At 72.6% G+C, this 13,493-nt stretch carries 14 protein-coding genes; 6 read left to right on the forward strand and 8 right to left on the reverse strand.

Features of this window, described 5'->3' with window-relative positions:
• Positions 1–159 precede the first annotated feature (159 nt).
• A complete protein-coding gene (locus tag ABT354_RS13775; protein WP_351493027.1) occupies positions 160–1,617 on the forward strand; it encodes an aldehyde dehydrogenase in 1,458 nt (485 codons plus the stop codon).
• 47 nt (positions 1,618–1,664) lie between these two features.
• Complete coding sequence (locus ABT354_RS13780; protein ID WP_351493029.1) at positions 1,665–2,741, forward strand: zinc-binding dehydrogenase; 1,077 nt, start codon at positions 1,665–1,667, stop codon at positions 2,739–2,741.
• A gap of 37 nt (positions 2,742–2,778) precedes the next feature.
• Here ABT354_RS13780 and ABT354_RS13785 read toward each other — a convergent pair whose 3' ends face one another.
• From ABT354_RS13785 to ABT354_RS13810, 6 genes are all read right to left on the reverse strand, one after another.
• On the reverse strand, positions 2,779–3,789 hold the full coding sequence (locus ABT354_RS13785) for a zinc-binding dehydrogenase (protein ID WP_351493031.1): 1,011 nt from the start codon (positions 3,787–3,789) through the stop codon (positions 2,779–2,781).
• A 114-nt stretch (positions 3,790–3,903) separates the two neighbouring features.
• Positions 3,904–4,833, reverse strand: coding sequence for a malate dehydrogenase (locus ABT354_RS13790; RefSeq protein ID WP_351493034.1), 930 nt, complete (start codon positions 4,831–4,833; stop codon positions 3,904–3,906).
• Positions 4,830–5,651, reverse strand: a complete 822-nt coding sequence (locus tag ABT354_RS13795) for a methyltransferase domain-containing protein (protein ID WP_351493036.1) — start codon at positions 5,649–5,651, stop codon at positions 4,830–4,832. Before ABT354_RS13795 ends, ABT354_RS13790 begins: the two co-directional genes overlap by 4 nt.
• An 87-nt stretch (positions 5,652–5,738) precedes the next feature.
• The gene (locus ABT354_RS13800) at positions 5,739–6,452 is read right to left on the reverse strand and encodes an alpha/beta hydrolase (RefSeq protein WP_351493038.1); all 714 of its coding nucleotides are present in this window, start codon (positions 6,450–6,452) and stop codon (positions 5,739–5,741) included.
• A gap of 128 nt (positions 6,453–6,580) precedes the next feature.
• Positions 6,581–7,837, reverse strand: a complete 1,257-nt coding sequence (locus ABT354_RS13805; protein ID WP_351493040.1) for an FAD-dependent monooxygenase — start codon at positions 7,835–7,837, stop codon at positions 6,581–6,583.
• 316 nt (positions 7,838–8,153) lie between these two features.
• Complete coding sequence (locus ABT354_RS13810) at positions 8,154–8,786, reverse strand: TetR/AcrR family transcriptional regulator C-terminal domain-containing protein (protein ID WP_351493042.1); 633 nt, start codon at positions 8,784–8,786, stop codon at positions 8,154–8,156.
• A 302-nt stretch (positions 8,787–9,088) separates the two neighbouring features.
• Here ABT354_RS13810 and ABT354_RS13815 point away from each other — a divergent pair, with 302 nt between their 5' ends.
• The 4 genes from ABT354_RS13815 to ABT354_RS13830 all read left to right on the forward strand — a co-directional run bounded on the left by ABT354_RS13815 (position 9,089) and on the right by ABT354_RS13830 (position 12,448).
• Positions 9,089–9,226 (forward strand): hypothetical protein, encoded by a 138-nt coding sequence (locus ABT354_RS13815; RefSeq protein ID WP_351493044.1) that lies wholly within the window; start codon positions 9,089–9,091, stop codon positions 9,224–9,226.
• 87 nt (positions 9,227–9,313) lie between these two features.
• Entirely contained in the window at positions 9,314–10,633 is a 1,320-nt protein-coding gene (locus tag ABT354_RS13820) for a YcaO-like family protein (RefSeq protein WP_351493046.1), read from the forward strand.
• A 13-nt stretch (positions 10,634–10,646) separates the two neighbouring features.
• Positions 10,647–11,600: a LysR family transcriptional regulator gene (locus tag ABT354_RS13825; RefSeq protein WP_351493048.1), complete on the forward strand. Its 954-nt coding sequence runs from the start codon at positions 10,647–10,649 to the stop codon at positions 11,598–11,600.
• A gap of 206 nt (positions 11,601–11,806) precedes the next feature.
• Positions 11,807–12,448: a DUF6545 domain-containing protein gene (locus ABT354_RS13830; protein WP_351493050.1), complete on the forward strand. Its 642-nt coding sequence runs from the start codon at positions 11,807–11,809 to the stop codon at positions 12,446–12,448.
• Here ABT354_RS13830 and ABT354_RS13835 read toward each other — a convergent pair.
• Positions 12,417–12,791, reverse strand: a complete 375-nt coding sequence (locus ABT354_RS13835; protein WP_351493052.1) for a peptidase inhibitor family I36 protein — start codon at positions 12,789–12,791, stop codon at positions 12,417–12,419. The genes ABT354_RS13830 and ABT354_RS13835 overlap by 32 nt on opposite strands.
• A 32-nt stretch (positions 12,792–12,823) precedes the next feature.
• Positions 12,824–13,171: a peptidase inhibitor family I36 protein gene (locus tag ABT354_RS13840; protein WP_351493054.1), complete on the reverse strand. Its 348-nt coding sequence runs from the start codon at positions 13,169–13,171 to the stop codon at positions 12,824–12,826.
• Positions 13,172–13,493: the final 322 nt, after the last annotated feature.

Here is a 13,493-nt window from a genome sequence, read left to right on the forward strand (position 1 = left end):
ACAGGAGAGTTAGCGTGAATTAACTTCATGGACATTCGGCCCGCTGTCCGACCTTTCCGGTTCCGGTGGCAGCGGCCCCCTTCCCCGCGCCCCACCAGCCGCCCCCGACGCCACCGACGCCACCGCCACCGCCGTCGCAATGAAGCGAGGACCCTGCGCATGACCGACATCGTGGAACACCGCACACTCTTCATCGGCGGGAAGTGGACCGCCCCGGCGGGCCCGGAGACCATCGACGTGGTGTCGCCCGTGACCGAGCGGATCGTCGGCCGGGTCCCGCACGCCGGCCCGGCCGATGTGGACAGGGCCGTGGCCGCCGCCCGCGAGGCGTTCGACCACGGCCCCTGGCCCCGGATGGCGCCCGCCGAGCGCATCGAGGTCGTCACCCGTATCCGGGACGGCCTGCTCACCCGCCACCGGGAACTCGCCGAACTGGTCACCCTCCAGAACGGCTGCCCCATCACCGTCTCCGTACGGGCCCAGGCGCTCAGCGCGGTCGCCGCCTTCGGCGCGGCCCTGGCCGTCGCCGCCGGGATCCCCACGGAGGAGGAGCGCCCCGGGCTCACCGGCCCGCTCCTGATCCGCCGGGAGCCGGTCGGTGTGGTCGCCGCCGTCACCCCGTGGAACGTCCCCCAGCTGACGATCGCCGGCAAGCTCGCCCCCGCCCTGCTCGCCGGCTGCACGGTCGTGCTCAAGCCGTCCCCGGAGACCCCGCTGGACGCCTTTCTGCTGGCCGAGGTGTGCGCGGCGGTCGGTCTGCCGGAGGGGGTGCTCAGTGTGCTCCCGGCCGGCCGGGAGACCGGCGCCCACCTGGTCGCGCATCCGGACATCGACAAGGTCGCCTTCACCGGCTCGGTCGCGGCGGGCAAGCAGATCATGGCCGCGGCGGCGGGGAACCTCACCCGGGTCACCCTGGAACTCGGCGGCAAGTCCGCCGCGATCCTGCTGCCGGACGCGGACCTCGGTACCGCCCTGCCGCAGGTCGTGATGGGCGCCTTCGCCAACAGCGGTCAGGCGTGTGTGGCGCTGAGCCGGGTGCTCGTCCCGGCGAGCCGCTACGACGAGATCGCCGCCGGGATCACCGCCGCCGTCGCCGCGCTCCGGGTCGGCGACCCGGACGACCCCGCCACCCTGATCGGCCCGATGGTCACCGAGGCACACCGCGAGCGGGTCCTGGAGTGGATCCGCGTCGGCCGGGAGGAAGGCGCCACGGTCCTCACCGGTGGCGGCGTCCCCGACTCCCCGGCCACCGGCTGGTATGTCGAGCCCACGGTGTTCGGGGACGTCGACAACGGAATGCGGATCGCCCGCGAGGAGATCTTCGGCCCGGTCGTCTGTCTCATCCGGTACGAGGACGAGGCCGACGCCGTCCGGATCGCCGATGACTCCCCGTACGGACTGGCCGGCACCGTCTGGGCGGGCACCGACGAACACGGCACCGCGATAGCCCGGCGGATCCGTACCGGCACCTACTCCGTCAACTGCCAGCGGTTCGATGTCGCCGGACCGTTCGGCGGCTACAAGAACTCCGGCATCGGGCGCGAGTTCGGCCCCGAGGGCTTCGCCGCGTACCAGGAGACCAAGACCATCCATCTGCCCGCCCCGGCCCGGCCCTGAGCCCGTCCGCCGAGCCACCCACCGAGCCAGCCACAAGGAGAAGACCCATGCACGCAGCAGTACTCCACCGGACCGGTGACGCGACGCTGGAGGTGACCGATGTCGACACCGTCTCCTTCGGCCCGGGCCGGGTACGGGTCCGGATGCACAAGGCGGGCCTCTGCCACTCCGACCTCTCCGCCATGAGCGGTGTCCTGGCGCACCCCGCGCCGTTCGTCCCCGGCCATGAGGGCGCGGGCGAGGTCATCGAGGTGGGCGAGGGCGTCACCCATGTCAGGCCCGGTGACCGGGTCATCGTCTGCTGGATGCCGCCGTGCGACGCCTGCCCCTCCTGTACGGCGGGCGACGGACATCTGTGCCGCAGCGGCTACCGCAATCTCGCCCACCCCAACTTCCGCAGCGGCGACACCGTCCTCCCCGGCATGCTGGGCGCCGGGACCTTCGCGGAGGAGACGGTGATCGCGGCGTACGCGGCGATCCCGATCCCCGACGACGTGCCCTATGAGATAGCCGCCCTGGTCGGCTGCGGGGTGACCACCGGGATCGGCGCGGCCCTCAACACCGCGAAAGTGCGGCCCGGGTCCTCGGTCGTCGTCATCGGCCTCGGCGGCGTCGGGATCAGCATCGTCCAGGGCGCCCGGGTCGCCGGGGCCGCGCGGATCATCGCGGTCGACCCCACACCCAACCGCCGTGCGTGGGCGCTGGGGTTCGGCGCCTCGCAGGCCGTGGCCCCCGAGGAGCTGAAGGAGACCGTCGAGCGCCTCACCGGCGGCTTCGGTGTCGACTACGCCTTCGAGGCCGTCGGCAGGCCGGGCACGCTGCGCGCCGCGTACGACGCCACCCGCCTCGGCGGCACGGTCTGCCTGGTGGGCGCGGGCTCCCGTACCGATATGACCGATCTGAGCATGGCGGAGCTGGTCCTCTCGGAGAAGGCCGTCCTGCCGTCGTTCTACGGCGGCGCCGACATCCGCCGCACCTATGCCACCATCTTCGAGCTGTGGCGCGCGGGCCGGATCGACCTGGAGTCGATGATCACGCACCATGTGCCGCTGACGGGGATCAATGAGGCGATCCGTCAGATGCACACCGGGGAGGCGCTGCGCACCATCGTGGACATCGCCTGAAACCGGGGGCCGGGACCGACGACCGGCGATACCGGAGTCAGAGCCGTACGACGAGTTTCCCCGGGCGCCGGCCCTCCTCCATGTCCCGGTGCGCGTCCCTGATCTGCTCCAGGGCGTAGACATGGACGGGCCCGGCGGAGAACTCGCCGGTGGCGATCCGGTCCAGATAGCGCTGGAGCACCTCGGCGGGCAGTTCGGCCGAGGCTCCCCCGTAGGCGGAGAGCCGCACCCCGCGCGGCAGGTAGTCGATCGGGTAGAAGTCCTTGACGGTCCACTGGTTGGAGAGCATCCCGGTGAAACAGACGGTGCCCTGGTCGCGGGTGGCGGCCAGGGTGTCCGGGAGGGTGGGGGTGCCCACCAGTTCGAGCCCCCTGTCCACCCCGTCCGGAAGGATCTCGCGTACCAGCGGGGCGACCGCGCCGTCGTCGACCAGCGGATGGTCGACGCCGTGGTCGGCCAGGACCCGGACCCGGTCCGGCTTACGGGTGGTCGCGAAGACGGTCGCCCCGATGTCCCGGGCCAGTGCGGCCGTCGCCAGCCCCAGGGCCGAGGTCCCGCCACGGATCAGCAGCGTCTGCCCGGCCCGCAGCCCCAGCCCGGTGGTGAGCGATCCATACGCGGTCTGGAGAGTCTCCGGCAGCGCGCCCACCGTCTCCCAGGGCAGCTCGGAGGTGAAGGGAATCACCTGGGAGCGCGGGACGACCGTGTACTCGGCATAGCCCCCGTCGAAGGTACGGCCCATGCCGCCGACCATGGTCACCACCTGCTGACCCGGCGGCAGCACCCCGTCCGGGTCGGCGTCGACCGTCCCGGTCGCCTCGATGCCCAGGACCCGGGGGAGGGTCACCCCTTCGGCGAGACCGAGCCGGGTGTGCAGCTCGGAACGGTTGAGACCGAACGCCTCCACCTTGATCCGTACCCAGCCCGGCTCCGGCTCGGGCACCGGGAGCACCCGCAGCTTCAGATGGTCCACCGGCCCCGGCTCCTCCAGGACAACGGCGCGCATGGTCTTCCCCACCGGACCTCCTCGTGATCGCCTGCGGGCCATCGTGGCGCACCGGCGGGGGAACCGGTGGAAGCGACGGCACCGGCCGGCCGGACAACGACCCCCATGGCGGCACCGAACGCCGCCGGCCGCCCCCTCCTCCCGCGGTCGGCCCGCTCACAGCCCGCCGAGACGGTCCACCCGCAGTCGGACCAGGGAGGCCGCCTGCCGGAGGGCGGTGTGTTCGGCTGCCGACAGCTCCCACTCGACCACGCCCAGGTCCCCTCGCGCGTCCAGGGTGACCGGGACGCCGACACTGACATCGCGCAGCCCGTACTCGCCGTCCAGGCCCATGGAGGCGGTCCACTCCCCCGGCCGCCGGCGGGTGAGGTCATGGATCATCCGGGCGACCCCCTCGGCCGTGGTCCATGCCGTGGTCCGGGGGATGCCGAGCCGGCCCCAGCGGACATAGAAATCGCGCAGTTCACCGACGACGGTCTCCCGCTGCCGGGCGGAGAGCCGGACGCGCGCCCCGTGCACCAGGATCCGGTCGAGGAGCGGGACGAAGGCGTCCCCGTGCTCACCGATGACCCAGGCCGTGACGGACGCCGCCTCCTCCCCCAGCACCCGGGCGACGGCCACCCGCAGCCGCAGGCTGTCGTTCCAGGAGTAGCCCAGGATCCTGGAGCGGTCGATCTGCGCGTACCGCCGCAGCCAGGCGCTGAACACATCGATCGGATTGGTCACCACGATGACATGGCCGCGCCAGTCGGACCGTATCTTGGCGATCTCGCGGAAGTAGGGGTGCACGATCTCCGCGTTGCCCGTCATCGAGTCCGCGCGGGGCGCCCAGGCGGTGAGCGGGACCGACGCGGTGATGACGATGATGTCCGCGTCGTGGAAGTCCCGGATGTCGCCCTGCCCGACGACCGGTGTCCGGCCCAGCGGCGCGAGCGACTCGGCGTCCATCAGCAGACAGCCGATGGACTGCGGACTCCGGCCGATGAGCGCGATCTCACAGGGGTCGGGGCCCCTGATGAGGAGATGGACGAGGGACGACCCCACACCGCCCGCCGCGCCGACGATCGCGACCTTGGGAGGTCTCACCGGGGGCGCACCCCCTTCGCCTCCCCGGGGGCCCGGCCGCTGACGGTCACCCAGCCGAGCGAGCAGACCGGATGGCCGTCCCGGGTGGTGAGGCGGTCGAACTCGGCGACCAGGTCGGGGCCGCCCCAGCGGGCCAGCCGCGGCCCGGCCGCCCTGACGGTGGAGCGGTAGAGCAGGTCCCAGGGGGAGCCACCGCTGTAGAAGGGCACCTCCATGGTCATGTCCTGGAGTTCCAGCCCCGCGCGCCGGAGGGCCCGGGGCAGTGTGCGGCCGAGCCGGAAGTCGACTCCCTCACTCTGGCCCCAGCGGCACCAGGCCGACCAGAAGCGCTGGTGCTCCGGCTCCGCGAGGACCGAGGCATCGGCGTCCGGTTCGACCAGGACCAGGACCCCGTCCGGCTTCAGGGCCTGCGCCAGACGCTCCACCACGGATTCCCGCCGGGGCAGATGGTGCAGGAGCGCACGGCAGGTGATCAGGTCGAAGGCGGCCCGGGGCAACTCACCGGTGACCACGTCGAGTTCCCGTACCGCCAGATTCGGGCGCCCCAGGTCCCGCAGGAACGACAGATTGATGTCGGTGGCCAGGACGGAGCCCCCGGCACCCACCTGATCGGCCATCCACCCGGCCATCGAGCCCGTACCCGAGCCGAGTTCCAGGCAGTGCAGCCCCTCCCGTATCCCGGCCGCTCCCAGCGCCCGCCGGTGCAGCGGGTCCAGCAGCCGTGCCAGCAGACGGAGACGGTCGTGCTCCTGGGACCCCGAGTCGGCGAAGACATAGGGGTGGGGCGCGGCGCGCTCCGCCGGGAAGGCGTTCGTCATGGGGATGTCCTTTCCTCGCACGGTCCTTCTCGGCCGGTCGCACCGCGTGCAGCCGGGAAGGACCGGGGCCAAGGGGTCAGCCGTCGCTCACGCGCCGGATTCGGAGGCGGCGGCGGTTGCCGCCCGGGTGATGAGCGCGGCGACCACCTCGGGCCGGGACACATAGAGGGCGTGGCTGCCGCTGGTCTCCGCCACCGTCGCGCCGGCCCGCTCGGCCATGGCCCGCTGGGCCGGTGGCGGGATCATGCGGTCGTCGGTGGCGATCAGACAGAAGCTGGGTCTGTCGCGCCAGGCGGGGTGCCCGACCGTGCCGTCGAGGGCGTCCACCCCCCAGGGCACCTGGGAGTCGGCCAGGAACCGGGCCTCCTCGGCCGGCAGGTCCCCGGCGAAGGAGGTGGGGAACTTCTCCCGGTCGAGGAGGAGGAAGCCGTCCACGGGCGGCAGGATCGGGGGTACGGGCGCACCCGCCGGCGGGTCGGCTATCAGACTGCTCACCGACTCGCCCGTGTCGGGGACGAAGGCCGCGATGTAGACGAGGGCCGCCACCTTCCCATGACGTCCGGCCTCGGAGACCACCACCCCGCCGTAGGAGTGTCCGACCAGGACCGTGGGGCCGTCCTGGTCGTCGAGGACGCGGCGGGTCGCGGCCACATCGCCCGCGAGGGAGAGGGTGGGGTTCTGGACGACGCTCACCCGGTAGCCCTCGGCGCGCAGCAGATCGTAGACCCCCTTCCAGCCGGATCCGTCGACAAAACCGCCATGGACCAGGACAACATTGCCGGGGTGTGATGCGGTGCTCACGATGCGTCAACTCCTTGGGGCAGGGCTCGACTACGGAGATGCTCGGATGTGCTCGGATACGGTGGTGCTCGGGCCTGATGGTGCTCGGACACGGTCTCCGGCTGGGGCGACCCGGTGCGGGCCGGCCGTCAGGGTGCCGGGGTGGCCGGACGGTGCGGGACCGTCCAGGAGGCATGGGTGTTGACCTGGGTGACGGTGGCGCGGGCCAGCTCCCGGTAGCGGGTGGCCAGTTCCTCGGCGCGGCGGGCGGGCAGGGGTCCGCCGTGGTCCTCGGCCCGCGCGATGATCTCCTCCGGTCCCAGCTCCCGGTTGGCCAGGACCACCGCGTTGACGATCGGCCGGCGTATCCGGTCGTAGCGGCGGAGCGCGGCGACGGGGTCCTTCTCCCGGGCCAGGCACCAGGCCAGCACCCGGGCGTCGACCATGGACTGCGAGCCGCCGTTCATGCCCATCGGGTACATGGGGTGGGCGGCGTCCCCGAGCAGGGTGACCCGGCCGAAGCTCCAGCGGGGCAGCGGGTCGCGGTCGAGCATCGGATACTCGACGATCGCCGGGGAGCGCTCGGCCAGCGCCGTGGGGTCGATCCACGGCAGGCGCCAGGAGGCCAGCCCGGCGCGGGCCTCCTCCGGGGTGATCCGGCGGGCGGTGCCGTCCGGCGGCCGGCCGGACGGCCCGTGCCGTACCTCCAGTACCCAGTTCATCAGGGATTCGCCGCCCTCGGCGGCCGGGTCCCCGATCGGGTAGGCGACGAACTTGTCGCCGGGGGTGCCGCCGGCCACCACGATCGTCCGGCCGTCGAGGATGTGCGGGTGGGGTGCGACGCCGCGCCACATATGGACGCCGTTGCCCCGGGCGGGGCCCTCGTCGGGGTGGAGCAGGGCACGGACCCTGGAGTCGATGCCGTCGGCGCCGACCAGCACCTCGGCGTCCTCGGTCGCGGGCCGGCCGCTCGTCCGGTCCAGGAAGTGGGCCCGGACGCCGTTCGGCAGCTCCTCGAAGCTCCGGAACCGCAGACCGGTACGGACCGCGTCCGGCCCCAGCCGCTCGCGCACCGCCGCCAGCAGCAGCGTCTGGAGACGGCCCCGGTGCACGGAGTACTGCGGCCAGTGGTAGCCGGCGGCATGTCCGAGGGGCTCCTCCCACACCGCCTCGCCCGCGCGGTCGCGGTAGCTCAGCCGGCGCGGGGGCAGGGCTATGGCGGCCAGCCCACCGGCGAGGCCGAGTTCGGCGAGCTCCCGGACGGCGTGCGGCAGCAGATTGATCCCCACACCGACCGCCTCGACGGTCCGCGCGGCTTCGCACACCCGGGGCTCCCAGCCGGCGGCGTGCAGGCTCAGGGCACAGGTCAACCCGGCGATTCCCCCGCCCACCACGGTCACTCGCACCGCTTCGTCCCTGCCTCTCGCCGGGCCGCGGGGGCCTTGGCCCCCTGTGTCGGCCGTGATGGGGATGGTGTTCCCGGGGGAACCCGACCGTGGGCCGGCCGGCCGTCACCAGCCTGCTTCTCCCGGCCCCCGGACGTCCAATACACAACCGTGATGACAGCTGTCACCGGCACTGATCGCACCACCGGCCCCGCCCGCGCCTTCCGGAACACGCGGCACTCCGGCCGCCCGAGGAACGGAGAACGGGGAACGGGGACGGGGAACGGGGACGGGGAACGGGGACGGGTAAGGGGGACGGCAGGGCGGCCCGCGCGGGTCAGGGTGTCGTGGCCGGGCCCAGGACGCGCCGGATGCCGTCCTCGAAGCGGTCGGCGAAGCTGTCCTCGGCGAGGATCTCCCGGGACGCGCGCAGGGCGGGATAGGGCCCCTTCTCCACGGCCTCCCGGAAGCGGGCCCCGTCCGTGTCGCCCATGGCCTGTTCCTCCTGGGTGAGACCGAGGGTGAAGTAGACCAGGGCGTAGAGGGTCCGGGCCGACGCCTCCGCCGTGTCCTCGTGCTCCCCGAGGGCGGTGAGCAGGGTGTCCGCGAAGCGCAGGGTGTGCGGTTCGGCCGCGTAGGTCCCGGTCACCAGGGCGGCTCCATCGCGGTGCGCGAGCAGCGACGCCCGGTAGCGGCGCATCAGTTCGGCGGCCCGCTCCCCCGCCCCGGCGGGCAGATCGTCGTAGGCGATGGTGCCGGCGATGGCGTCGGCCATCAGTTCCAGCAGCCGTCTCTTGGTCTTGATGTGCCACAGAACGGTGTTCATCCGCACGCCGAGCCGGTCCGCGACGGCGCGGGTGGTCACGGCGTCCAGCCCCTCGTCGCCCAGGAGACCCAGGGCCGCGTCCACCACGGCGGCGGGGGTCAGTCGGGTGCGGGCCCGCGCCCCGGCCGCTTGCTTGTTGGTCATTGACCTAGTTTACTGCGGGCCGGCGATGGGTCGGCGACGGAGGAGCGATCCACGGCAGAGATCGTTGCCGTCCGCCCGGGACCCGTGCGCCGGATCCGGCGTTCGCGGTCGGCACGGTGCCCGTACGCCCCGACGGCCATGTCGCCCGGGCCCGCGACCGGGGGCTGCCAGCGGCGATCAGTGACCGTGACGGCTGCCATCACGACTGTCTATTGGACGGGTGCGGAGACCGGCCGGAGGCTGGGGGTCAGGCCGCGCCCCGCGGCCGGTTCCCTGGTTTCCGAATCGGAGGAGATGTCGTCATGGGTGGACTTCAGGACCGTTGGGGTTTCCGGGCGGAGGAGGTCGTTCTCTCGGCGGGTGAGCAGAGCGTCATCGCCGAGCTGGCGCTGGAGGAGGAGCGGTCCGGGGCTGTGACAGGAGCGCCCGAGGAGGGCTGACCGGCAGTCGGAGGGTGTTTCCCCGGAGTGCGGGCGGCGGTCGCCAGGGCGGGCCGCCGCCCGCACTCCCCGGCAGACGGGTTTCCCATGAACACGATCCCCATCAGGGCCGATGAGTCCGGTGAGCGCGGACTCACCCCGGCCGACGCGTTCCTCCGGGCCAGGGCCGCCGTGGCCGATCTGGGCGTCGAGGCCGATCTGGCCCCCGTCCTCGACGGCAGTCCCGGCACCTGGCGGTGCATCCTGCGCGACGACGGCGAGGACATCCGTACCGGACTCGGCCTGGGCAAGGGCGACCGGGACCAGGCCAGGACCGGGGCGCTGTTCGAGGCCCTGGAGCACTATCTGAGCGGGCTGCACGGACTGCGTACCGAGGAGATCCGGACGGTCCGGGCACACCGGCTCGCCGCCGGACCGCTCGCGGCCGACCTTCCGGTGTCCCTGCTCGCCGAGGCGCCGGACGGGGAGGTGGGGTGTCTGCCCTACGACTCGCTGACCGGCGGCCCCGAGGTGTCCGTACCGGTGTTCCTGTCGATGCCCGACTACTTGGGGCAGGAGGGCCGGGCCGCCCGCCGGCGCTCCGGTGACACCTATGACTACCGGTCCGTCTGCCGGTACTCGGTGAACAACGGGTGGGCCGCGGGCTCGGAACCCGTCGAGGCCACCGTGCACGCGATCAACGAACTGATCGAACGGGACGCGCTCTCCCTGCTGCTGGCCGGTCAGTTCCTCCGGGCGCGGCCCGAACGTCTGGTGCGGGTCGACCCCACGACGCTGCCCGCCCCGGTCGCCGGGCTGCTCGACTTCGCCATGACGGCCACCGGCCGGACGGTGCATCTGATCGATATGACCACCGATCTCGGTGTTCCCGCGTACATGGCCTATCTGCCCGCCCCCGCGGGGCTCCCGGCCCGGGTGTGCGGCTGGGGCGCCTCGCTCTCCCGCCGGTACGCGATCACCCGGGCGCTGACCGAACTCGTCCAGCTCCACTGCACCATCCCGCTGCGGGAGGAGTTCGCCCATCTGCTGCCCGAACGCCGGGACGACACCGTGCCCTACCCCCGGCTGCACGCCTGCTATCTCTCGGACTTCACGGCCGCCCTGCCGGGCGCGGAGCTGCGGCCCTTCGAGGACACCAGGGCCCCCGCCACCCCCGCGGGGCATCTCGACCGTCTGCTCTCCGTGCTCCGGGCGAACGGGCTGAGCGTGTTCCGGCGCGAGCACTATGTCACCGAGCACATCGCCGTGGTCAATGTCCTGGTACCGGGGCTGGAGCGGTTCATGCTGGTGACCGACGGGCATCTCGTGGTGCCCGGCGACCGCGGACTCGCCGTCGCGCGGGGCGGCCGACCGGCCGGCACCGACCGCCCGTCAGCCCACAACACAGAGGTGTACCAGCGGAGTTGATAGCCTCATGGACATGGAGCTCCGCACACTTGAGTACTTCGTCGCGGTGGCGGAGGAGGGGTCGTTCACCAAGGCTGCGGCACGCTGCCATGTCGTCCAGCCGGCGATCAGCCAGCAGATCCAGGCGCTGGAGAAGGAGCTGGGCGAGCCCCTGTTCGAACGGCTGCCCAGGAAGGTGGTCCTCACCTCCGGGGGCACGGCCCTGCTCCCGCACGCACGGGCCTGTCTGGCGGCGGCCGCCTCGGCCGCACTGGAGTTCGCCAACCGCTCCGGTCTGCTCAGCGGCACCCTGGCGCTGGGCACGGTCGGCGGCCTGGAAGGCACCCGGGTCCCCCGGCTCCTGGGGGAGTACCACCACCGGTACCCGGGGGTCTCGGTGAGCCTCGTCGGGACATCGAGCCCCGCCCTGCTGAAGAGGGTCCGGGACGGGGCGATCGACGCGGCCGTGCTCGCGGAGCCGCCGGACGGACTGCCCGCCGCCGTGGGGTCACGGGTGCTCCTGAACGACTGGATCGTCGCGGTCCTGCCCGCCGGGAGCAGATCGGCGGAGCATCCGATGTCCCTGGAGGAGGCGGCCCGGCACCCCGTCATCAGCTACGGCCCCGACAGCGGTGTGCACGCCTTCATCCGCGACGCCTTCGCCGAGCGGGCGGTGCGGCTGGACATCGCCTACGCGACCAACGATGTCGCCCTCCAGGTGGCGCTGGTGGCGGAGCGGGTCGGCATCGCCCTGACCTCACACGCCAGCCCGGTCATCGCCGGCGACCCGCGCTTTGTCGTCGTACCGCTGGAACCCGCCGTCCGGTTGCGCAAGGTGTTTATCTGGCGGCTGGGCACCCGGCCGAGCGCGCCGCTGCGGGCCTTTCTCGACCTGTGGACGGAGCTGCCCGACGGCCCGCCGCGGCCCGTCGATCCCGGGGCGGGGCTCCACCGCTCTCCGGTGGCCCCCGGCCCCGGCGATCACTGAGCGTCGACGCTCAGCAGCTCCGGGGCGGCTTCAGTCCGCGCACTCCGGGACCGGTACGGGGGACCCCGCGCAGTCGTTCGGCCGGTTGCCGGCGGGACCGGCCGATCCTCCCCGAGACCTCCGCCCTGCCCCTCCTCGTCCCCGGGCTCTCCACCGAGCCGGTCCGCCTCTCCCATCTGGCCCATCCACTCGGCCGAGAGCTGGAGATGGCGACCCTGGCGCTGCTTCCGGCGGCAGTCGGCAGGCTCGTCCCGAGCGGCCGGTGGGTGGCCGGGCGGCGGACACATCTACGGGTGTCGGCGGGGGCGCTCCTGGCGGCGCCGGTGCTGTTCCTGGCCACCGGGGCCGATCTGCTGGACGGGCGGATCGTCGCGGGCGGCCGGGACCGGTTCGCCCTCGCAGCCTTCGGCCTGCTCTTCGCCGTCTTCAGCCTCTGGTGTCTGTGGGGGTTCGCCGCACGGGTCCACCACCAGGGCCAGGGCGCGGCCCAGGACCCGCCCGGCCGGGGCCCGGGCGCGCCGCTGGTCCGGGACGCCGAACTCGCCCTGTACCGGCGGGTGATCGAGATCCGGGACAGCTATCCGGTGCCGCGGCCGTATCTCGCGCCGGGAGCTGAGCTACTGCCACCTCCACCGCCACTGGTACGTGGGTCCGCACCCCACCTGGGTGACCGGCTTGGCGCCGGCGATGGCGGTGTTGATGCCCGGACAGGCCGTGGTGTACGGGTTCTCCAGGGCCGGACGGGCCACGGCGGCGGTCGGCGCACCGGGCCCGGCTTCCCCGGGCCCGGTGCTCTGTGGCGTGGTTCCCCATGGGTCAGCAGAACCTTCCGGGGCGGAAGCTGGTGAGGTGGTCGTTGTAGTGCGGGTTGACGGCCGCGCTGGACCCACCCGGGGGAACGGACTCGAAGCAGCTCTGGAAGTCCTCCACGATGTAGAGCGAGACCCAGTTGTCGGTGCGGTTCCAGTACGAGGTCATCTTGTCGTTCATGTACGAACCGACATTGGGCACGGGATGGCGGGAGTGGGCGAAGCGCCCGGTGTAGCTGGAGTTCTCCCAGATGCAGAACTCCCCGGCCGGGCACTGGCTGTAGTGGGCGGCGGCCGGGGCGCCGGTGACGGTGGTCAGGCCGAAGGCCGCGCCGAGGGTGAGCACCGCGGCGGCCAGGGGCCGCGTCCGCGCAGAGAACATCTTCTTCCTCCTCATGAGAGTGACGGTTCCGCTCAGCACCACTGACCGACGGCGAACGAGGTCACCCGGTCATTGAGATGGGGGTCCACGGCCGCGTCGGAGCCGCCCGGCGGGATGGCGAAGAGACAGCCTCGGTAGCCGGAGTCGGCGTACACCGTGATCCACTGGTTGGTGCGGTTCCAGTAGGACGTCATCCGGTCGTTCATCTGGGGGCCGATATTGGAGATGTTCTGGGCGGGCGAGACCACGAAACGGCCCCGGTAGCTGGAGTCGTCCCACATGCAGAACGAATGCGTCAGGCAGTCCTCCGGCGCGGCGGCGGCGGACGGGGCGCCCAGCGCGCCGATGGCGACGGCGGCCAGGGTGGCCGCTCCCGTCATGGACAGACGTTTCACAAGGCGATGGCCGCGAAGGCGATGGCCGCGCATGATGGCTTCCTCTCCTGCGTTCCCGGGGTGTTCGGCGCCCCGGGTCTCCTGGCAGGGATCCTCGGCGCGATGGCTGTCCATCCGACAGTCCATTCACCGCTCACTGCTGCTCACCCGTGCTCACCTCTGCTCACCTCCGCCCAGGAACAGGAACACTCGGGATCACTCCGGGGCACTCGGGGGCACTCGGGGGCACTCGGGACCGTACGCCGAGGAGCGGGTAGGGAGCACCGGCGGGCGAGGCATGAAGTGTCCATGTCCGTACGGGAGTTGG

The sequence above is a fragment of the Streptomyces sp. NPDC000594 genome, assembly GCF_040299965.1.
GTDB lineage: Bacteria > Actinomycetota > Actinomycetes > Streptomycetales > Streptomycetaceae > Streptomyces.